This window comes from Gilliamella sp. B2889, assembly GCF_026536885.1.
Classification (GTDB): domain Bacteria; phylum Pseudomonadota; class Gammaproteobacteria; order Enterobacterales; family Orbaceae; genus Gilliamella; species Gilliamella apicola_E.
On the sequence record NZ_JAFNNF010000002.1, the window covers coordinates 455,349 to 477,571 of the forward strand.

The 22,223-nt window shown below is 35.5% G+C and carries 19 protein-coding genes, 1 pseudogene and 1 riboswitch; of the genes and pseudogenes, 8 read left to right on the forward strand and 12 right to left on the reverse strand.

Features of this window, described 5'->3' with window-relative positions; all coding sequences use genetic code 11:
- The first annotated feature begins 27 nt into the window (after positions 1–27).
- On the forward strand, positions 28–2,196 hold the full coding sequence (locus tag J3U09_RS04935; RefSeq protein ID WP_267357342.1) for an extracellular solute-binding protein: 2,169 nt from the start codon (positions 28–30) through the stop codon (positions 2,194–2,196).
- Between the two features lie 31 nt (positions 2,197–2,227).
- On the opposite strand, the gene J3U09_RS04940 is transcribed toward J3U09_RS04935, so the two are convergent.
- The 4 genes from J3U09_RS04940 to yeiP form a co-directional block, all read right to left on the reverse strand.
- Positions 2,228–3,454, reverse strand: coding sequence for an MFS transporter (locus J3U09_RS04940; RefSeq protein WP_065562608.1), 1,227 nt, complete (start codon positions 3,452–3,454; stop codon positions 2,228–2,230).
- A gap of 13 nt (positions 3,455–3,467) precedes the next feature.
- On the reverse strand, positions 3,468–4,295 hold the full coding sequence (locus J3U09_RS04945; protein ID WP_267357344.1) for an MBL fold metallo-hydrolase: 828 nt from the start codon (positions 4,293–4,295) through the stop codon (positions 3,468–3,470).
- 230 nt (positions 4,296–4,525) lie between these two features.
- Positions 4,526–5,422, reverse strand: coding sequence for a tRNA 2-thiocytidine(32) synthetase TtcA (gene ttcA / locus J3U09_RS04950; RefSeq protein ID WP_267331651.1), 897 nt, complete (start codon positions 5,420–5,422; stop codon positions 4,526–4,528).
- 14 nt (positions 5,423–5,436) lie between these two features.
- The gene (gene yeiP / locus J3U09_RS04955; RefSeq protein WP_065562605.1) at positions 5,437–6,009 is read right to left on the reverse strand and encodes an elongation factor P-like protein YeiP; all 573 of its coding nucleotides are present in this window, start codon (positions 6,007–6,009) and stop codon (positions 5,437–5,439) included.
- Positions 6,010–6,112: 103 nt separating this feature from the next.
- Between yeiP and J3U09_RS04960 the strand changes: the two genes are divergently transcribed.
- Together J3U09_RS04960 and J3U09_RS04965 are read left to right on the forward strand one after the other, a co-directional pair.
- Positions 6,113–6,379: a YkgJ family cysteine cluster protein gene (locus J3U09_RS04960; RefSeq protein ID WP_065562604.1), complete on the forward strand. Its 267-nt coding sequence runs from the start codon at positions 6,113–6,115 to the stop codon at positions 6,377–6,379.
- Between the two features lie 177 nt (positions 6,380–6,556).
- A complete protein-coding gene (locus J3U09_RS04965) occupies positions 6,557–8,020 on the forward strand; it encodes an amino acid permease (RefSeq protein WP_267330679.1) in 1,464 nt (487 codons plus the stop codon).
- Positions 8,021–8,141: 121 nt separating this feature from the next.
- Here the strand turns inward: J3U09_RS04965 and infA are convergent, their stop codons facing one another.
- The 5 genes from infA to leuS form a co-directional block, all read right to left on the reverse strand.
- Positions 8,142–8,360 (reverse strand): translation initiation factor IF-1, encoded by a 219-nt coding sequence (gene infA, locus J3U09_RS04970; protein WP_025315083.1) that lies wholly within the window; start codon positions 8,358–8,360, stop codon positions 8,142–8,144.
- A 218-nt stretch (positions 8,361–8,578) separates the two neighbouring features.
- Positions 8,579–9,235: a nicotinate-nucleotide adenylyltransferase gene (gene nadD, locus J3U09_RS04975; protein WP_267331649.1), complete on the reverse strand. Its 657-nt coding sequence runs from the start codon at positions 9,233–9,235 to the stop codon at positions 8,579–8,581.
- Positions 9,229–10,233, reverse strand: a complete 1,005-nt coding sequence (gene holA, locus J3U09_RS04980; protein WP_267331648.1) for a DNA polymerase III subunit delta — start codon at positions 10,231–10,233, stop codon at positions 9,229–9,231. The genes nadD and holA overlap by 7 nt, the downstream gene beginning before the upstream one ends.
- Positions 10,234–10,235: 2 nt before the next feature.
- A complete protein-coding gene (lptE, locus tag J3U09_RS04985; RefSeq protein WP_065562599.1) occupies positions 10,236–10,730 on the reverse strand; it encodes an LPS assembly lipoprotein LptE in 495 nt (164 codons plus the stop codon).
- A gap of 36 nt (positions 10,731–10,766) precedes the next feature.
- Entirely contained in the window at positions 10,767–13,349 is a 2,583-nt protein-coding gene (leuS, locus tag J3U09_RS04990; protein WP_267330602.1) for a leucine--tRNA ligase, read from the reverse strand.
- 235 nt (positions 13,350–13,584) lie between these two features.
- On the opposite strand from leuS, the gene J3U09_RS04995 reads away from it, so the two are divergent.
- Positions 13,585–14,205, forward strand: a complete 621-nt coding sequence (locus J3U09_RS04995; protein WP_267357346.1) for a hypothetical protein — start codon at positions 13,585–13,587, stop codon at positions 14,203–14,205.
- A gap of 161 nt (positions 14,206–14,366) precedes the next feature.
- Here J3U09_RS04995 and bamD read toward each other — a convergent pair.
- Positions 14,367–15,089, reverse strand: a pseudogene (gene bamD / locus J3U09_RS05000) (outer membrane protein assembly factor BamD); the annotation flags it as partial.
- Positions 15,090–15,181: 92 nt separating this feature from the next.
- On the opposite strand from bamD, the gene rluD reads away from it, so the two are divergent.
- Complete coding sequence (gene rluD / locus J3U09_RS05005; RefSeq protein WP_065562595.1) at positions 15,182–16,156, forward strand: 23S rRNA pseudouridine(1911/1915/1917) synthase RluD; 975 nt, start codon at positions 15,182–15,184, stop codon at positions 16,154–16,156.
- A 6-nt stretch (positions 16,157–16,162) separates the two neighbouring features.
- On the forward strand, positions 16,163–16,915 hold the full coding sequence (gene pgeF, locus J3U09_RS05010) for a peptidoglycan editing factor PgeF (protein WP_267337386.1): 753 nt from the start codon (positions 16,163–16,165) through the stop codon (positions 16,913–16,915).
- 33 nt (positions 16,916–16,948) lie between these two features.
- On the opposite strand, the gene J3U09_RS05015 is transcribed toward pgeF, so the two are convergent.
- Complete coding sequence (locus J3U09_RS05015; protein ID WP_267357348.1) at positions 16,949–17,563, reverse strand: 7-carboxy-7-deazaguanine synthase QueE; 615 nt, start codon at positions 17,561–17,563, stop codon at positions 16,949–16,951.
- Positions 17,560–17,988 carry a 6-carboxytetrahydropterin synthase QueD gene (gene queD / locus J3U09_RS05020; RefSeq protein WP_065562592.1) on the reverse strand — a complete coding sequence of 143 codons (429 nt, stop codon included), beginning with the start codon at positions 17,986–17,988 and terminating at the stop codon, positions 17,560–17,562. The genes J3U09_RS05015 and queD overlap by 4 nt, the downstream gene beginning before the upstream one ends.
- Before the next feature lie 2 nt (positions 17,989–17,990).
- Positions 17,991–18,036, reverse strand: a riboswitch (PreQ1 riboswitch).
- 269 nt (positions 18,037–18,305) lie between these two features.
- Between queD and clpB the strand changes: the two genes are divergently transcribed.
- Positions 18,306–20,876, forward strand: coding sequence for an ATP-dependent chaperone ClpB (gene clpB, locus J3U09_RS05025; RefSeq protein WP_065562591.1), 2,571 nt, complete (start codon positions 18,306–18,308; stop codon positions 20,874–20,876).
- Positions 20,877–21,329: 453 nt separating this feature from the next.
- On the forward strand, positions 21,330–22,127 hold the full coding sequence (locus J3U09_RS05030) for a Cof-type HAD-IIB family hydrolase (RefSeq protein ID WP_267357351.1): 798 nt from the start codon (positions 21,330–21,332) through the stop codon (positions 22,125–22,127).
- The last annotated feature ends 96 nt before the right edge of the window (positions 22,128–22,223 follow it).

A 22,223-nucleotide genomic window follows, 5' to 3' on the forward strand; every position in this document is an offset into this window, starting at 1 on the left:
GTGAAAATTTATGGAGTGTAATACCAAATGGCGACGATCAAAGACATAGCAAAACTTGCTGGTGTATCTCATGGTACTGTCTCAAATGTACTCAATGATCGTGGTAATGTCAGTTTAAAAAAAATCAAATTAGTTGAACAAGCGATTCAACAATTAGGTTATCAAATCAATTTATCTGCCAAAATTTTAAAAGAAGGTTCAAATAAGTCTATTTCGGTTATACTACCAAATATCACTTCCGAACAATATACTAATTTATATGATGGCCTGTTTAGTCAAGCCAACCGACTTGGTTATGAGCTTTCGCTTTATTTAACTTATGACTCTAAAGAACTGGAATTACAATTAATCCAAAAGGTAGCTGTAAAACGTGATCATGCAGTTATCGTTGTTAGTTCATTATCAGATGCTAACTCCTATTACCAAAAAATTAAATTACCAAAAGAAAAAATTATCTTTGTCTATCGAAAGCCTATCTCAGCATTGCAATTCATATCTCTTGATTATGAGAAAGCTGGACGAGATATTGCTAATGAATTAATCAAAAAAACGTATCGAAGAATTGGCTTATTTAGTAATTCAGAGCATCACACTCATACTAAAAACTTCAAAAAAGGTTTACTTAGCACGTTCAAAAAGCATCATTATGATGTGACATTGAATAGTATTGCATCTAAACCTTCTAATGGTACCTACAATTTAGCTTTTAGTTTTTTTGAAGATGAACAGGTTAATTATGATGCGCTAATTACCATGGATATGGAGCGAGCACATTTTATTCGTAATGCTAATTATTTTGGAAGTTTAAAATCTTGCCCACCCATTTATACATTAACCAATAACAGTTTTTTTTATGAAGATAACATTTATCAATACCATATGAACTATGGCATATTAAGTGAACAAATTATCAAACTAGTAGAAGGCAAAAACACAACCAATCTTGATAATAAAGGTTTTTCATTATTGCCTGATTTGAATTCAGAAAACATAACTAAATCTTCAGAAACTATTAACTTTTTAATCTTACCCAGCCCATCAACGCAGGCGGTAAAAAAACTATTACCACATTTCCAAAAGACGAGCGGTATTGATGTAAATTTAATTATAAAACCTTTCGACGAAATATATCATATTCTTAATCAATTTGAACAACATCAGCAAATTGATATTATACGAATTGATATGGCTGGATTACCTTGGTTTGCACCATCGATATTCAAACCTTTATCAGAATTAAATATTAACTTGAATCAACTGTTTGCAAAATATCCACAAGAAATTGTAGAACGCTTTAGCTATGTAGATAATTCTGCTTATGCTATTCCTTTTGATCCTAGTGTTCAAATGCTCTTTTATCGCAAAGACTTATTTAATGATCCATTAATTAAGCGTGCTTATTTTGAAGCATATCGACAACATCTTAATGTCCCTAAAAACTTCAAAGAGTTCGATCAAATTGCGACCTTTTTTAATCAACAGCAAAATACGGAATCCCCAGTAGAGTTCGGTAGTTGTATTACGCTCGGTAATTATGAACTTATCGCATCTGAATTTTTAGTTCGCTATTATTCTCAAGGAGGAAAACTAATTAATGGCAATAAATTTGGTTTAAATACCACAATTGCTAGAACTACTTTAAATCATTTGCAATCATACATTAGCGTTGCCAAAAATATACAATCAGCTTGGTGGCAAGAATCAGTAAATTTATTTGAACAAGGCAAGCTAGCTATGTTAATTGTTTATATGAATTTATTTGGCTATATTAATCATCGTAATATATTGCCTTTGGTTGGATACGCTAAAGTACCGGGAAAAAAATCACTATTTGGTGGAGGTTCCCTTGGTATGTCAAAATATAGTCAAAAAAATGAACAAGTAAAAACCTTTTTTAATTGGCTTTACTCCAACGAAATCAGCGAACAAATAGCATTACTTGGTGGAGCAACCGCACAAAACACTATTTTTCAAAATCATCGAATTATAAATAGTTATCCATGGTTACCAGTGGCGCAACAACAATATGCCAATGGCATTCGAGAAAATAGCATGACAGGTAGTGCTATTAATTTAAGACTGATTGAAAATATTATTGGAAAGTATTTAACACAGTGGATAACTAACCAATATAGTTCAAAACAAGTCATAGAGATGATTAATAGTGAGATAGAAAAAAGTATGGCTAATAAATAATTATTAGCCATATTAAAGTAAGAGTAAAAAATTAATCTGATTCTACTTTTTTAGGTGCCATGATGACATCTTTATCTTTAAAGAAATACCAGAAACCTACAGCAACAATTGCAGCAACTACCGCAGGATAGATCCAGAACTCTTGCCATTGTGGACCAGCATTAGGTAATGTCTTCTCTGTAACAACGCGGTTATTGATAAAGCCACATACTGACGCAGCCATAAATACACCAAAGCCATTAGAAACAATAAAACGTAACCCTTGAGCTTGCGCTTTAATTTCTGGACCTGCTTTCTTATCAACATAGATATCACCAGCAGTAAAGAAGAAGTCCCAACAAATACCTTGTAACAATAGCGTACCAATAATATAGAAGAACATATTATCTTCTGATGTTGCGGCCAGTGATAACATCATGCTACGAATTACCCAACAAATTGCGCCGAATAAAATGATTTTTTTGAAACCAAAACGACCTAATAAGAAAGATAGAAGGAACATAAATAACACTTCTGTAGCGATAGCAATTTGCATCATTGAAGCAGGCTCTAAATCTAATACAGGTAAATATACTGGTAAATAAGCACTATATGCAGTTTTAGTTATCATTAGGACAAAAGTAGATAGCATAAAAATAGTGAAATACTTATCTTTGAAAAGTGATAATGCATCTAAACACATTGCATCACGGATTGAGAATTTCTTATTTCGACTTGTAGGTGGTGTGTTAGGTAAAGTAAAACAATAAATCCCATAAACCACAGATGCACCAGAAGCAAGTAAAAATGAGTTAATGGAGCTAGAAAAACCAGTATAACCAAGAATTAATCCTACAATCATAAAACCAATGGTGCCAAATACACGAATAATTGGGAACCAGCGCACACCATCTATATGCCTAAAACTAACGCTATTAGCTAATGCTGTTGTTGGATAAAATAATAAACCAACGATAAAAATCATGATTAAAAAGCCAGCAATATTGCCACTTTCAACAAAATTAGGAATGATAAATAAAACAACTGCATTGAGAATATGTAATATGCCCATCACTTTTTGTGATGCAATGAACCTATCAGCGATCATTCCAATGAAAAGTGGAGAGATAATAGTTGCGATTCCTAAAACTGAATAAGTCGAACCAACAATTTCTTTCAATCCATAAGCAGCAAGTACTGCCCCAATAACCATATTCCATGCACCTTGCACAAAATATTGTAAAAACATCATTACCAATAAACGTGGTATTTTAAACATATAAAGCTCCGTATTAAATCGTCTTCGTCAAGCCATCATAGGCTACTTCAATATTGTAAGGTTTGAATATTTCAACTAATTCATCATGCATAAAACCACTGCTATGAGAGTGGTGAGACGTGATAAGTTGAGTGCTTGAGCTAAAAATACCATCATCCAACATGCGCTTTTGAGTAGCGATAACAGTTTCAATACTCATATGATTATTGGTCTTATCATTTTGTTTATATCCATAAGTACACTCAAAAATAGCCATATCAATTTTTTTGCCACTATCTTTTAGCCATTGCCATGTGAGTTCAGGAAAATAGCCAGAGTCATGTCCGTGTAGAAACGTTTTTCCATCTTTCTCAATCAAGTAAATAAAGCAAAATTCCCATTTAGCATGATTAGCTAACAAAGCTGTAACGGTATAACCAGCTGAGGTTACAACAGTTTGAAATGGAACTAATAAATTAAATACAAAACGTTCAGGACTATAATCAGGTACTACATTCAAACAACCATTTATGGCAATATCATTTCCATAAACGTAAAGAGGGTGGTCGATATTAAAACCATAATCCACCATACGGCTAAATAGATCGCCCACATTAAAATGGTCAGGATGAGTATGAGTAAATAATAAGTCCTTTATTTTAGTAACATCAATGTTTTCTCTCATTGCTTGATAGCTATATTCCGGAGCAAAATCGATTTGCACAATATCATCAATAAGAATCGAACTTCGAGTTCTTATATTTTTACCTTTTTGAATACGAGATTTTTCACAAATCTGACATTTACAAAAAGGATTTGGGATACCTTCTGATGCAGCAGTACCCAAAAAATGTATTTTCACATTGTTCTCCTATGTTTATTTATTTTTCATATATCGTTATTTTATGAAAATTGGAACGTTTCAATTTTATTTTAATGTCATTAGAACCACAATAAAAATGGATTTTTTTTTGTCAATTCGTGAGCTAGATCAAAGTTTATATACAATCGATTATTGTTTTAATATCAGAAAGGATTATCGACGATATAGATTATCGCCGATAAAAAAAGAAATTAAATTGAAGGGTTTTTTTAGTTGGCTTCTTTCCAAAGAATCAGATTTTTATCATCTAGTTCCGATGTATCAAATCCGACCATAGCTGGTAACTCTTCATGATCAAATGCCAAATCACCACCATTAACATCAATATCACCTTTCTTAATACCTTTGAAATCATATAAATTGGTATCACATAAATGAGAAAGGGTAATATTCTGCGTGGCTCTGAACATAGTTTCTATACGACCAGGAAACTTCTTATCCCAATCATTTAACATCTCTTTGATCACTTGACGTTGTAAATTAGGTTGTGAACCACAAAGATTACATGGAATGATAGGGAATTGCTTAATTTCAGCATATTTTGCAATATCCTTTTCTTTGCAGTACGCAAGCGGTCGAATAATAATATGTTCACCTGAATCATTCATTAATTTTGGAGGCATCGCTTTAAGTTTTCCGCCATAAAACATATTTAAAAATAATGTTTCCAAAATATCATCACGATGATGCCCAAGCGCAATTTTTGTCGCGCCGAGCTCAGTTGCTGTGCGATATAAAATACCTCGTCGAAGCCTAGAGCAGAGTGAACACGTGGTCTTGCCTTCAGGGATCTTTTCTTTAACAATACCATAGGTATTTTCTTGAACAATTTTATACTCAATACCTAAAGATTCGAGGTACTCAGGTAAAACATGTTCAGGAAATCCTGGCTGCTTTTGATCTAAATTGACTGCAACTAATTCAAATTGCACTGGTGCACTGATTTTTAAATTAATTAAAATGTCTAGCAATGTATAACTATCTTTACCGCCAGATAGACAGACCATTATACGATCGCCTTCTTCAATCATATTGAAATCAGCGATTGCTTCGCCTGTTAGGCGACGCAATCGTTTATGTAATTTATTTTGATTGTATGTATTCATCACGATTTAATAGATTATTCCGCTCGGCTCATATATCGGCGTTCAGCAATATGAATTTTAACTTTTTCGTGGTTATCAATATATTCAGGTACTTGAATAACAAGGCCAGTAGACAATGTTGCAGGTTTAGTACGTGCGCTTGCCGAAGCACCTTTTATACTTGGCGAGGTTTCAATAATTTCAAGTTCAACTGTTTGTGGTAATTCTAGAGCGACAACTTCATTTTCAGCCATCAAAACTTGAATTCCATCCATACCGCCTTCTGGGATAAAAAGAAGTTCTTCTTCAATTTGATCTTTCTTAAAAATAAACGGAGTATAGTCTTCATTATCCATGAATACATATTCATCCCCATCAATATAAGAAAAGCTTACAGGACGTCGAAATAGTTCGATAGTGTCTAAAACATCATCACCCTTAAAACGTTCTTCAACTTTACCTCCAGATTTAACATCAGTAAAACGCATTTTATAAAGTGTACTTGCGCCACGAGCACTAGGGCTTTGTACATCAATTTCTTTTACAAGTAACAACTTACCGTTATAGGTGACAGCATCACCACGTTTAATTTCATTAGCTTTAGCCATAATAGATTCTTCATATTAAATAGAGTTAAAAATTAGCTCGCTATTTTACCCTTAACTTGCTATTGTCACCAATAAAATTTATAAAACAATCTCATCTAATCTCATGACTGAATCATTCCAATGTCGAAGAAACTGTGGGGCATGTTGTATTGCACCGTCGATCTCATCTGCTATGCCTGGTATGCCTAAGGGAAAACCAGCAGGTGTTGCATGTATCCATTTGGATGAAAATTTATTATGTAAATTATTTGGCCAATCAACCAGACCTCAAGTTTGCAGTCACCTAAGACCATGTTATGAAATGTGTGGAACAAATCGTAACCAGGCATTAGATTATTTAACTCAATTAGAACAGCTTACTAGCAACTAAGTATTGCTAATATTTAACATATCGGCTGTATTATTAGAATTATTTATCTCGCACATAAATTTTTTTGATACACTTCACGCACTTTAATTAGCTAATGATAAATATTTAAATAAATTAGCTTAAATCAGTTACTAAGCTACATCATATTAAGTGTAGTTAAAATAATTAGTAAGTTTAATTAACAAGAAGAAAATTGATATGACGAAAAAATTAAAGCGTGATTTGAAAGCTCGCCATTTAGCAATGATCGCTATTGGTGGTTCAATTGGTACTGGGCTATTTGTCGCTTCTGGTGCAACAGTTGCACAAGCAGGTCCAGGAGGCGCATTAGTATCTTATGCTATTATCGGCATAATGGTTTATTTTTTAATGACTAGCCTTGGAGAGCTAGCTGCTTATCTTCCCGTTTCGGGAACCTTTGCAACTTATGGAGCACGTTATGTAGATGAAGCATTTGGTTTTGCCATTGGTTGGAACTATTGGTATAACTGGGCAATTACTGTTGCTGTTGACTTAGTTGCGGCACAATTAGTTATTTCCTATTGGTTTGATGCTGGTGCCTATAGTTGGTTATGGAGTTTATTGTTCCTAAGCATTATTTTCGGCTTAAACTACATTTCTGTAAAAGGGTTTGGTGAAGCAGAATTTTGGTTTTCATTAATCAAAGTGGTTACTGTTATTTTATTTATTGTTGTTGGCTTATTGATGATAATTGGCATTTTAAAAGGTGCTGAAAATGCTGGTTGGCAAAATTGGAAAATAGAGGGTGCACCATTTGTCGGCGGATTCTCATCAATGATCGGTGTGGCGATGGTTGTTGGATTCTCATTCCAAGGTACTGAGCTAATTGGTATTGCGGCGGGAGAATCTAAAGATCCAGAAAAAAATATACCAAAAGCAATGAAACAAGTTTTTTGGCGAATACTGCTATTTTATATCTTTGCCATCTTAGTAATTAGTTTAATTATTCCATACACTGATCCTAACTTACTTCGTAATGATGAAACAGATATCAGCGTTAGTCCATTTACCTTAGTTTTCCAACATGCAGGATTATTATCCGCAGCAGCTATCATGAATGCGGTAATTTTAACATCGGTTCTTTCTGCTGGTAACTCTGGCTTATATGCTTCAACACGTATGTTATATGCATTAGCAAAAGAAGGTAAAGCGCCTAAGATTTTCAGTCGATTATCTTCAACAGGCGTGCCTGATATGGCGTTATTCGCAACTACATTAGTGGCTATGCTCTGTTTCTTAACGTCATTATACAAAGATCAAGAGGTCTATTTATGGCTACTAAATATGTCAGGTATGACAGGATTTATTGCATGGCTTGGTATTGCAATTAGCCACTATCGTTTTAGAATAGGTTACCTCACACAAGGACGAGATCTCAATAAATTACCTTACCGATCAAGTTGTTTCCCATTTGGTCCTATTTTTGCTTTTGTGCTTTGTTTGATTATTACACTCGGTCAAAATTATGAAGCATTTTTACAAGATACCATTGATTGGAATGGCGTTATTGCAACTTATATAGGTATCCCATTATTTCTTTCAATTTATTTTGGTTATAAGATTGTTAAAAAGACAAAATGGATAAAATACGATCAGATGGATTTTTCTCAAATGGACTAAACAAGTCACATCTAGATTAGATTGCACTTCCGTCGACATCTGTCGACGGAATTGTATTAAGAAAGAGAAAATAACCAATAAACTGGTTAATAATACAAAAACAACAAGTGCGATAACGATATTAGCGACTACGGAATATGATACGTGCTTTTGAAAGATCGTAAGGTGTCATTTCAACAGTTACTTTATCGCCAGTAAGAATACGAATATAGTTCTTTCTCATCTTTCCAGAAATATGTGCAGTAACAACATGACCGTTTTCAAGTTCAACTCGGAACATCGTATTCGGAAGAGTATCAAGAATAGTACCTTGCATTTCAATGTTATCTTCTTTTGCCATTGGGGCCTCTTAAAATTAAATACAAATTAAATATACTCAAATCAATATTCCGATTTTCTTTATGTTTAATTAGAAAAGCGAATTTATCAACTAAATCACCAATTTTTGGTGTGTGCAAATTCATTGAATATGAGTATAGACACAGAACAGCTATAATCAGATTATCTAAATATAGCGGCAAAATAATGCCGAAAAAACTCACAGATGTAAAGTCATTTCTAACATTTCTTTGAATTATAAATTCCATGTTCATGTATGTAGTGCCAAACTTTGCTCGGTAACAACTTTTCACAGCATTGTTGATTATCGATATTTAGCCTTATTTCTGTCGCTGAAATCGATTCAAGTGGTGTATTAGCAAAATAGATATAACCATTTGGATAATGATGTAACGCTTGGCTATCTTTTGTTTGATGTTGATTAATCCATGCTTGCAAATTGCTATCATCGGTGGTTTGGGGATAACCTGGCCTTTTACAAATAAGCAAATGACAATAATCAAGCAACTTTTGCCACTCTTTCCAAGTGGGTAAATTAAGCAAAGAGTCTTGCCCTATAATAAAAGCCAAGCCTGATAGGGTACCATTTTGTTCACGCCATGCCCTAAGCGTATCAACAGTAAAAGAGGGTTGATTGATTAGCTGTGGTTCTAATTCTCGTGTATCGATGGAAAAAAGCGAATAATCAGATATAGCTAATTTTAACATAGCTAAACGTTGTTCTGTTGTGGCTTCTGGCTGTGGTTTATGAGCAGGGATTCGATTTGGCAATAAACTAATATTATTCAATCCAACCTCTTTGGCTAAGGCTAAAGCAGGGCGCAAATGCCCATAATGGATTGGATCAAAGGTGCCACCAAAGAGTGCTGTTAACAATTATCTAATCCCATAAACTGCATAGTTAAATTCAACAGAGCATCCCAAATAGGTAAATCATTATTATGTTTTAAGCTAATCTCGATTTCAGTTAAAGTGGCCAATAGAGCAAATAGATGCTTGATATCGAATCGACTTAAATAATCACTATACATCTTTCTTTTATTTTGCCAAATTCGATATTCGTCAAAAACTTGGCGCGGGGATTTTTCTGCTAAAGCCAATTTTAAATTGATCAACAAAATCAACTCACGTTGAATAATACGCAATAATATCAATGGCTCGAAATCATTCATTTTAAGCTGGTGTAACACATGCATTGCCCGCTTAGATTTATTGTAAACCATTGCATCAACCCAATGATAAGGCGAGAATATTGCTGAATCATTAATATTTGATTCTACTTGCTCATAATTAATAGTCTGATTAGGGTAAAGTAACTTTAATTGCTCAATAATTTGCGTTAAAGCCAACAAATTACCTTCATAATAATAACTAAGCAATTCAATTCCAGGTTGCTCAATTGTCATTTGCATTTGTTGCAAATAGGTTTTTATCCATGATGGTAATTGTGCTACTTCTGGCGTTGAACAATTCACAACCACTAAATTATCAGACAAGGCCTTATACCATGCTGAATTTTCTTGAGTCTTGGTAATCTTAACTAAGCTGATTATCAACCCGATATCAGGGGTTAACATTTCACATAACGTATTTAATTTTGTAGCAACTGAAACATTAAGCACACCTTCACCAATTTCTAAACAGAGCAAGGTTTTATTAGAAAACAAATTCATTGCCTGACAACTATCATACATTGCCGGCCAATCAGTTTGAGCGTTTATCGTGAAAGAAAGTTGCTCGTCATATCCAGCTTGTTTAAAAGCTTTACGTAACTCAGTTTGCGCATAATGTTGCAAGTAAGGATCACTACCTAAAATCAAATAATAGGGTGATCCTAACTGATGGATGATTTTTTCTGCACTAATTTTTTTCATCGTTAATTAGGTGTATCAACCGATTTTAATTTACGGATGATCTGTTTTGCAGCCTGCTTATACATTTCGTCTTCAATTAGATTTTGCTCGACTGTTTTCGCAAGAGCTGCGGCTGGATTATCAAAGAACGTACGGAAAACACGAACATTAATTGGATGAATTTGTTCACCCGCAATTACTACTTGAGCTTGAATCGTTAGTACTAATTGATATTCTGCTGCTTTACCATCTTGATAAATGGATATGGTGCTTTTACTCAATGAATCACCCACTATTCTGAGTGATGGGTAATTGGCCGGATCATTAATATTAGCCAAAGTTACTTTATTATCGCGTAGCAACTCTTTAATATTTCTCGATAAACGACCATAAGGATCACCACTAACATATGAAAGCGTTTTAAATCGAGCAGGGACTTCAGTTTCATACTGCAAATGAAATCCACATCCCGTTAGCGATATCGCCAATAACATCAGTAAAGCTAAATATTTTTTCATTGGTATTACCACCTATATCCAAGTTATCCAACAATATTAACTTACAACCAGATTCAATAATTTACCTGGTACATAAATCACTTTGCGAATTGTGGCATCAGCTAAGTATTTTTCAATATTTGGCTCTTGTTTAGCTTGCTCTACAACATAATCTTGCTGAGCATCAGCAGGTACAGTAAATTTACCACGCACTTTACCATTGATTTGCACAACAATTAATTTTTCGTCTTCAACCATAGCTGACTCATCAGCAACTGGCCATGAAGCATTATCAATTGTTTCACTATGACCTAATGCCTGCCACATAACAAAACAAGCGTGTGGCATCATAGGATAAAGTAATCGGACTACTGCATTTAAAGACTCATCCATCAATGCGCGATCTTGATCAGTGTCTTGTGGTGCTTTTTGTAAGCGATTCATAAACTCCATCACCGCAGCAATAGCTGTATTGAAAGTTTGACGACGACCAATATCATCACTCACTTTAGCAATTGTTTTATGTAATTCACGACGTAAAGCTTTCTGATCAGCATTCAATTTAGCGATATCGAGCGCAGCAGTTTTACCAAGTTGAGAATGCTCAAAAACTAAACGCCAAACACGTTTAATAAATCGATTAGCGCCCTCAACACCGGATTCTTGCCATTCAAGCGTCATATCAGCTGGGGATGCGAACATCATAAATAAACGAACAGTATCAGCTCCGTATTTTTCTACCATCTCTTGTGGATCAATACCGTTGTTTTTCGATTTTGACATCTTAGTCATACCAGCATGAACAAGTTCATTGCCTTTACTATCTATTGCTTTAGCAATACGGCCTTTATCATCACGTTCAATGGTCACCTCGGTTGGTGAAACCCAAATACGCTCGTTAGTTGGGCTGGTATAATAAAAAGCATCAGCTAAAACCATACCTTGGCAAAGTAAACGTTTAGCAGGCTCATCTGATTTAACCAAACCGAAATCACGCATCAATTTATGGAAGAATCGGAAATAAAGTAAATGCATAATCGCATGTTCGATACCACCAACATACTGATCAACAGGTAACCAATAATTAGCTGCTTTTTCATCTAACATACCTTTGTCATAATGCGGGCAAGTATAGCGAGCATAATACCAAGATGACTCCATAAAGGTATCAAAAGTATCTGTTTCTCGAAGGGCTGGTTGACCATTAACGGTTGTTTTTGCCCACTCGGGATCGGCTTTAATAGGACTGGTTATCCCATTCATTTCAACATTTTCAGGTAAAATGACGGGAAGTTGATCTTCAGGTGTTGGGATCGTTGTACCATCTTCAAGCGTCACCATTGGAATCGGCGCTCCCCAATAACGTTGGCGAGAAACACCCCAATCGCGTAAACGGTAATTCACCTTACGGTTACCAATGCCTAACGCAATAAGTTTATCGGCGATAGCATTGAAAGCTTGATCAAAATCAAGACCATCAAACTCACCTGAATTAAATAATTTACCGTGCTCAGTATAAGCTTGCTCAGAAAGGTCAGGAGCTTGCCCATCTTGATTTAAGATAACAGGTTTAATTGGTAAATTATATTTTGATGCAAATTCATAATCGCGTTCATCGTGACCCGGTACAGCCATCACAGCACCAGTACCATATTCAATTAATACAAAATTAGCGATCCAAACTGGAACCTTATTACCGGTTAATGGATGGATGGCAAAAAATCCAGTCGCCATACCTTTCTTTTCCATTGTAGCCATATCAGCTTCAGCGGTTTTCGTGGTTTTACATTCAGCAATAAACTCAGCAATTTTAGGATTGTTTTGCGCAGCTAATTGAGCAAGTGGATGCTCAGCCGCCACAGATACAAAACTCACACCCATTAACGTATCAGGGCGAGTAGTATAAACGCGTAACTTATCGTTATAATTTTCAACGGCAAAGTCAAATTCCACCCCTTCAGAACGACCAATCCAGTTACGTTGCATGGTCTTAACTTGTTCTGGCCAACTCTCAAGAGTATCTAAATCATTCAATAACTCATCGGCATAATCAGTGATTTTAATAAACCATTGTGGAATCTCTTTACGCTCAACCGGAGTATTACAACGCCAACAACAACCTTCAACTACTTGCTCATTAGCTAGAACAGTTTGATCGTTAGGGCACCAGTTAACAGCTGAAGTCTTTTTATAAACTAAACCTTTCTCAAATAATTTAGTAAAAAACCATTGCTCCCATTTGTAATACTCAGGACGACAAGTAGTAACCTCACGGTCCCAATCATAACCAAAACCAAGTAATTGCAACTGCTTCTTCATATAAGCAATATTTTCATAAGTCCATTTAGCTGGTGCAGTATTATTTTTAACGGCTGCGCCTTCTGCTGGCAAACCAAATGCATCCCAACCGATTGGCTGTAAAACATTCTTGCCGTTTAAGCGTTGATAACGTGAGATCGTATCACCGATTGTATAATTACGGACATGACCAAGATGCAAACGACCTGAAGGATAAGGAAGCATTGACAAACAGTAATACTTCTCTTTAGATGGATCTTCAGTAACGTGGAAAGTTTTCTCTTCTTGCCAATGTTTTTGTACTTTGGCTTCAATTTCATCTGGGCGATATTGTTCTTGCATGACGAATTAATGTCCTATCTATTATTGCTAATAAAAAATAATCTGCTAATTGTATTGGTTATTGGCACGTTTTACAAACGATATATGAAACAAGGAGGATGATTTGATACCAATATTGATATGAATTAAAATCAATAAAGTTAACAATAAAAATAAAAAAAGAAATAAATCTTTGCTTCCCAGTATATATTAAAAAAACTTAAGATATATTTCTAAAAAATATCAGGAATAGTTTATGGAAAATCGTACATTTGAATTTCGCTGTTTCACTCGGCGCTCATTTATAAGTTTAATGATACTCATTTGTTGCTTTGGTGTTTTAGTCCTTGGTTGTTTCATGTATTTATTTTTCTCTGATGCGATCATGCTGATGATTCCCAACCAATACTTTGAGGTTATTTTTATTGTTGGACTCCTTGTTCCGGAATTATTTTCTGTCTTTCTATTTGCTATATGTATTGCTCGCTTGTTCCGTAAAAAAATGACGATCAATGTCAATTCATATTCGATTAGTATTGATGACCATAAAAAATTGAATCAAACGTTTCAATGGTCAGCATTACAAACAGTAATAATGCTTAAAAGTACCGTAGTGCTATATCACACGATTATTTTGGAGTTTGATAATAAGCTTATTAATATGATGGTGGCAAAAAGTATATATTTATCCAAAAAAGATATTGATCAATTTCTTCAATTTATACAATATGTCGATGAACAAATTATAAAACCAGATTTTACATTATCCTCATCGGATACAACGTTATCAACTAAACTTACCCAAGAACTAACAAAAGCATTAACAAATACAAATTATGATCATGGAGAATACCGTTATTTATATGTTAGAAAGTAACTCATGGGCATATATTGTTTATAAATTACTGATAAAAAAATGGCTATTTAAATATTTAAATAGCCATTATTTTTTAGATCTGAACTAAATTAACCACCATTAAATACACTTAAGAAGCGAGAAAAGTAAGATTTCTTCTCTTCAACAGGCATATTTTCAAGATTAGCTTGTATCAGTTTATCGACTTTTTGGCTTTCGTCAGTCAAACCTAATTCATTATAAGCATTACTCAATAACGATAATGCTGTTTTTGTTGAATCAGTATCAGGAAATAACGCTAACATTTGAATGACTCGATTTACCACGGCAACATAAGCGCCACGGTTAGTATAATATTGAGCCACTTTTAACTCATAGCGAGCGATACGGTTCTTTAAATATACTAAACGTTTTTTTGCATCAGCGGCATAACTACTAGTTGGAAAACTAGAAACCAAATAAGTAAAATCTTTAAATGCTGCCATCGCAAATTCAGGATCACGATCTGAACGATCAACATTAAACCAACCCTGAATAGTATTATCATTTTGCGCCATATTGTTAATACCGCGCATATAAATCACCCAATCGATATTCGGATGGGTTGGATTTAATTTTAAAAAGCGGTCAATTGACGCAATGGCCATAGGATAATCCGCATTTTTATAATAAGCATAAATCAAATCGAGTTGGACTTGTTGTGAATAAGGTCCAAAAGGATAATTTTTATCAATCGTTTCTAAAACAGTAATACTCGATTTTAAATTCCCACCTTCAAGCTCAGTTTTGGCTTTATTGTGTAACTCAATTTCTGATACATTTTCAACATCAGGCTTTGTACTCGTACAACCAATTAGCGCGCTACTTAAAGCGATGGCTAACAAAGTATTTAAACGAAGTTTCATTCAGTTTTAATCCAAAATATAATTAAACATTAAAGGCAATGATTAGTATATAATACTCTAAATCATAACAGCTTAAAATAGATAAATTACACATGCACAAGTTAAAACTTTCATCAGAAATAGAACCAACACAACTTGGAATGCGTCTGGATCAAGCTTTATCGGAGCTTTTCCCTGATTACTCAAGATCTAGAATTAAAGAATGGATCGTCAATAATCACGTGTTAGTTAATAATAATATTGTAAATAAACCCAAAGAAAAAGTTCTCGGTGGAGAAAAAATTACTATAGACGTTGAAATCGAAGAAGAAACATATCACCAACCTGAAAATATCGAACTCAATATTGTTTATGAAGATGATGATATCTTGGTTATCAACAAACCTCGAGATCTTGTTGTTCACCCCGGCGCAGGTAACCCAAATGGTACAGTGCTAAACGCATTACTTTATCACTATCCTGATATTTCAAGAGTACCAAGAGCGGGTATTGTTCATCGCTTAGATAAAGACACAACTGGGCTAATGGTCGTTGCTAAAACCATCGAGGCACAAACCCACCTAGTTGAATCCCTACAACGTCGTGAAATTACACGTGAATATGAAGCAGTAGCGATGGGAATCATTACAGCAGGTGGCACAATCGACCAGCCGATCACTCGCCATCCTACTAAACGAACGCATATGGCCGTATTCCCGACAGGAAAGCCAGCGGTAACCCATTATCGAGTCATGGAAAAATATCGACTTCATACTCGACTACGGCTAAGGCTAGAAACTGGCCGAACTCACCAAATTCGTGTACATATGGCTCATATCGCGCACCCACTCGTTGGTGATCCACTTTATGGCGGACGACCAAGACCGCCAAAAGGCGCGAGTGAATCCTTTATCCAAACGCTACGCGAATTTGATCGTCAAGCTTTACATGCAACAATGCTACGTTTATATCATCCAATTACAGGTGAACTTATGGAATGGCATGCGCCAATACCGGATGATATGTTAACACTAATTCATGCGTTACAAGAAGATACAGAACTTCATAAAGATGAACTTGATTGGTAAATAAAAATGATTAAATCAATATATCCTTATTGGCCTGCACCGAGTAATGTTCGCGCTTTCACCTCCACTCGTATTGGAGGGGTAAGCCTTCCCCCTTTTGACAGCTTAAATTTAGGCAGTCGAACAGGGGATGACTTAAATAACATCGTAGAAAATAGAAATCGCTTAATACAAGCTGAAAAAGTACCGAGTGAACCTTATTGGTTAAATCAAACACACAGTACAACTGTCCTAGATATCACAAAAGTAAAACCAGCAATCAATGCGACACGATTTGAAGCTGATGGCTCCTACACTAAGCAAGCTAATCAAGTCAGTGTAGTTTTAACTGCTGATTGTATGCCGGTACTATTTTGCTCAGTTAAAGGCGATCAAGTTGCTGCTGCTCATGCGGGTTGGCGAGGACTATGCCATGGTATTTTAGAAGAAACCGCAAAAAAATTTCAATGCAACACCAATGAAATTCTCGTCTGGCTAGGACCAGCAATCAGTGCACAAAAATTTGAAGTAGGTATTGAAGTTAAAGAACAATTTGAAGAGTATGACAAAAATGCTCACCATGCATTCAAATTTATCGAAGGCAAAAAATATCTGGCCGACCTTTACATGATAGCTAAACAGCGATTAAACGCGATCGGAATTACTCAAATTTATGGTGGTAATTATTGCACGTATACTGAGCGCGATCTGTTTTACTCCTATCGAAGAGAAAACAAAACGGGAAGAATGGCGACAATGATATGGTTTGAAGAAAAGTGATAAACCACTAGTTTAATGGCAGTTAATAAAAAACTACTCAATATCAGCAAACTTATGAGTCTGTAAACTTAACAGCCATTTATTATCGATACGATTATGGTTAATCTGACCTAACAACTCAATGGTATCAAACATATTCATCTCACCATTTATCTCGCAAGGAGACAAATAGTAACGCTTAGCTTCAATATGCTGTTCAATGAAGTGACAAAAATCGATAAAGCCCGCTTGTTTTTCAGCGACGATTCGAACTTCATTGGCAGTTGATTGCAAAATGTTTTGGTAACGGCTTTGATAACAAAATTTAGGACTCAGTGCAACATAATCAATTAATGGATCAATCTTACCCAGCCCATTACTCTCAATAGCAATATAATAACCAGCCTGCTTCAAATGGGACAACAATATAGGTAAATCTCTAACCATAGTAGGCTCACCACCAGTGATAATAATATTAGAACTCTTATATTGCCCGACCATCGCCAGTAATTGCTCTAACGAAAAGCGCTTAAAATGACGAAAATTAGTATCGCACCAACTACAATTCAAATTACAACCAGCAAACCGAATAAAAATAGCAGGCATACCCGTATTATAACCTTCGCCCTGTAAAGATTCGAAGATTTCAACAATGCGATACTCAATCATTTTTCGCTCCGATGATACTCACAATAAGAAGAGGGGGTCTCCCAAAGCTTAATCATCGACACCGGCAAAAACTGAGACAAACGTTCGAAAATAAATTTACTCATTCCTTCCGCCGTAGTACGGCAAGGAAAAGCAAAAACTTTACGTTCCATTTGTTCTAAAAGCATAGCTATTTTGCGTTCATTAGCATTATCTTGATGATAAAGATAAGCATGATCCAATTGATCAACAATCTGCTGTTTTACAATCAACTTAAGATCTGCATAATCCATTACCATATCAGCGCTGGATCCACTGGAAATAAGATCATCGCTGATCTCGACTAACAAACGGTAGGTATGACCATGAAGGTTATGACATTTTCCATTATGCCCATCAAGCATATGACAAGCATCGAATTGAAACTCTTTAGCAATTTTAAACATATAATTTCCTAGTTTTTTTACGTGGGATGGATCACGAACCACGGTGGGCTAACTTAAAAGCGAGGCTAATATAAAGGATAAAAACCCATGTGTCACCTAAATTTTCTCAACCTTATTGATTAATCGATGATTTTTCAAGCTACTTTATCTTTCGCGAAGAAACGAGTAATATATATACAGCTTTGTTTCAAAAAATCGTCAAAAATATTGTTAATCAGCTCTTGAAATTTATTCTTCCACACTTATTTAGTGAATATGCAAATGGATTGAATGTTTTAAACATTTAAACCAAATCTATTGCTTAGGAGATAAATAATATGAGGTTAGATAAACTCACAAACAAGTTTCAACAAGCTTTAGCTGATGCTCAATCAATGGCATTAGGTAAAGACAATCAATACATAGAGCCTATACATGTGCTATCAGCCATGTTAAACCAAGAAGGAAGCAGTATAAATCCATTACTCGCTGCTTCAGGCGCGAATGTTGCGACATTACAACAAGAACTAAATCAAGCAATCGAACGCTTACCACAAGTTCAAGGTATCGGTGGTGAAGTTATACCATCACAAGAATTTATTAAAATCTTAAATTTATGCGATAAATTATCCCAAAAAAATGGCGATAGCTACATCTCGTCTGAACTATTTATATTAGCGGCATTAGATGAAAAAGGAAGCCTAGCAGATATCTTAAAAAAAGCAGGCGTTACTAAAGAAAAATTTAGCCAAGCTGTTAACCAAGTGAGAGGAAGTGATAACGTGAACGATCCTAATGCTGAAGATCAACGTGGTGCATTAAAAAAATACACCATTGACCTAACTGAACGCGCAGAACAAGGAAAACTTGACCCAGTAATCGGTCGTGATGAAGAAATTCGTCGCACAATACAAGTATTACAACGTAGAACTAAAAACAACCCAGTACTCATTGGTGAACCAGGTGTTGGTAAAACCGCTATTGTTGAAGGACTTGCACAACGAATTGTTAACCGAGAAGTACCAGAAGGATTACGCAACAAACGCGTATTATCATTAGATATGGGGGCATTAATTGCTGGTGCTAAATATCGTGGTGAATTTGAAGAACGCTTAAAAGCGGTATTAAAAGATATTGCCAAAGCGGAAGGCAGCATAATTTTATTTATTGATGAAATTCACACCATGGTTGGTGCAGGTAAAAGTGACGGGGCGATGGACGCTGGAAACATGTTAAAACCAGCATTAGCTCGAGGTGAACTACACTGCGTAGGGGCAACTACACTTGATGAATATCGTCAATACATAGAAAAAGATCCAGCATTAGAACGTCGATTCCAAAAAGTCTATGTAGCAGAACCAACAGTTGAAGACACGATCGCAATCTTACGTGGCTTAAAAGAGCGCTATGAACTGCATCACCACGTACAAATTACTGATCCAGCCATTGTCGCTGCTGCAACTTTATCGCATCGTTACATCTCTGATCGAATGTTACCCGATAAAGCGATCGACTTAATCGACGAAGCAGCATCAAGCATCCGTATGCAAATGGATTCAAAACCAGAATCATTGGATCGACTTGAAAGACGTATTATCCAACTCAAACTTGAACAACAAGCGCTCAAGAAAGAGTCTGATGATGCAAGTAAAAAACGACTAGAGATGTTAAACGATGAACTTGCTGAAAAAGAAAAGGATTATGCATCACTTGAAGAAGAGTGGAAGTCAGAGAAGGCTGCACTTTCGGGCACTCAAAATATCAAGGCGGAGCTGGAAAAAGCGCGTACCGAGATAGAACAAGCTCGCCGAATGGGTGACTTGAACAAAATGTCCGAATTACAATATGGCAAAATTCCAGAGTTAGAAAAGAAACTGGCTTCTGCAACGCAATTAGAAGGCAAAACCATGAAGTTATTGCGTAACAAAGTCACCGATAACGAAATTGCCGAAGTACTATCTAAAGCAACGGGTATTCCTGTATCAAGAATGCTTGAAAGCGAAAAAGATAAACTACTTCACATGGAAGAAGCCTTACACAAACGTGTAATCGGTCAAGACGAAGCGGTTGTTGCCGTTGCTAATGCGATTCGTCGCAGTCGAGCAGGGCTATCTGACCCTAACAAACCGATTGGATCCTTCCTATTTTTAGGACCAACAGGGGTAGGTAAAACTGAACTTTGTAAAGCCTTAGCTAACTTCATGTTTGACAGTGAAGATGCAATGGTTCGAATTGACATGTCCGAATTCATGGAAAAACATTCCGTGGCTCGATTAATCGGTGCGCCTCCCGGATATGTTGGTTATGAAGAAGGTGGCTATTTAACCGAAGCAGTAAGACGTCGACCATACTCCGTCATCCTACTTGATGAAGTTGAAAAAGCTCACCCAGATGTATTTAATATTTTATTACAAGTGCTTGATGATGGCCGATTAACTGATGGACAAGGCAGAACTGTGGATTTTAGAAACACAGTCATTATCATGACATCTAACTTAGGTTCAGACCTAATCCAAGGTCACGTCGAACTAAGTTATGACGAAATGAAAGCTTTAGTTATGACAGTGGTAACCCAACATTTCAGACCGGAATTTATTAACCGAATTGATGAAACAGTGGTATTCCACCCACTAGGTCAAGAAAACATTAAAGCAATTGCAAAAATACAACTCGCTCATGTTGAAAAACGCCTAGAAGAACGTGGATATGAAATGGATATCTCTGATAGTGCACTAGAACAACTTGCCAAAGTTGGCTTCGACCCAATTTATGGTGCAAGACCATTAAAACGTGCAATACAGCAAGAGATTGAAAACCCACTAGCTCAACAAATTTTATCGGGTAAATTAGTGCCTGGTAAAAAGATTCATCTAGACGTAGATGATGGAAATATTGTTGCAAAACAATAAGGTTACTTACTTATTGCGTCGAATAGGCAACAATATAAATAAGCCAAAAAGCCTGAAAAGAAATTTTCAGGCTTTTTTATCACTAAAATTGCGCCATGCACATCTCAATTAAATAAAAAAAAGTTGAGGAGCGGGGTTTTTGAGGTGTTAATTGCAGGAATAATTAGAAAATAAAAATCCTGAAAGCTTCTTGTCAGACTTTTTTGTAGAAAATCTTAAAACTTAAAATTGACAGTTCAACTAATCAGAAAAAATGCTTGTCTTAAATTTATAACCTAAATAACCGCCTTATTGACTATAAAAATTGGTAATATTTTGGGTTTAATCCTTTCAATTAATAAAAAAGGTGGAATTAAATGTTCATCTCTATTTCGGCTTTATCATATTGTTTCTCTATAGAGAATTTGGCAAAATGAATAAAAAGCCAGTTAATTCATTCTAAAGGACACAGATATGATCAAGTTAATCATCACTGATTTAGATGGAACATTCTTAAATAGCCAAGGCGACTATGACCGTACATTGTTTACCCAAGTCTATGACCTTATGGCAAAACAAAACGTCCAATTTGTTGCATGTACTGGAAAACAGTGTGAACGAGTAGAAGAACTCTTTGCCGATTATCTCGATAAAATTTGGATAGTAGGCGATAGTGCCACCACAATCAAACATAAAGGTGAATTTATCTATCGCTCTTTTATCGAAAATCAACTTGGTCAACGTATCATCAAAACCCTTGAACAAGCCAGTCAAGAGCATGTCATCATTGCATGTACTGCAAAAGGTGCAGTAATCAAATCTAATTTGCCTGCACACCTAAAACAAAAAGTCCGAGGATCGTATGCAACAATCATCGAAGTGGATGATTTTAAAACTGTCGCTGACGACTTTATCAAAATTACCGTGTATGACGAAAAAGAACAATGCCCACAAACACGCAAGCACCTAACACCGTATGATAATGACGTTTACATCGTCGTATCAGAAGCCGCTTGGATAGATATCACAGAACACAACGTCTACAAAGGCAACACCATCAAAAAACTACAACAAATCCTAAATATCACCTATCAGGAAACAATGGCATTTGGTGATGGGCTCAACGACATAGAACTACTCGAACAAGCCAATTACAGCTTCGCAATGCGTAATGCTTTCGACGAAACTAAAGCAGTAGCTAAATTTATTACTGGTTCAAATAATGAAAGTGCCGTAATGACAACAATACAACTTATGTTAGCACTTCAATAAAAAATTGAGGAGCGGGGTTTTTATGACTTAAAAAAACCCCGCTCCTCAACTTTATTTATTCTCAATTTGCCACTGATTTATCTCATCTAAAAGCAA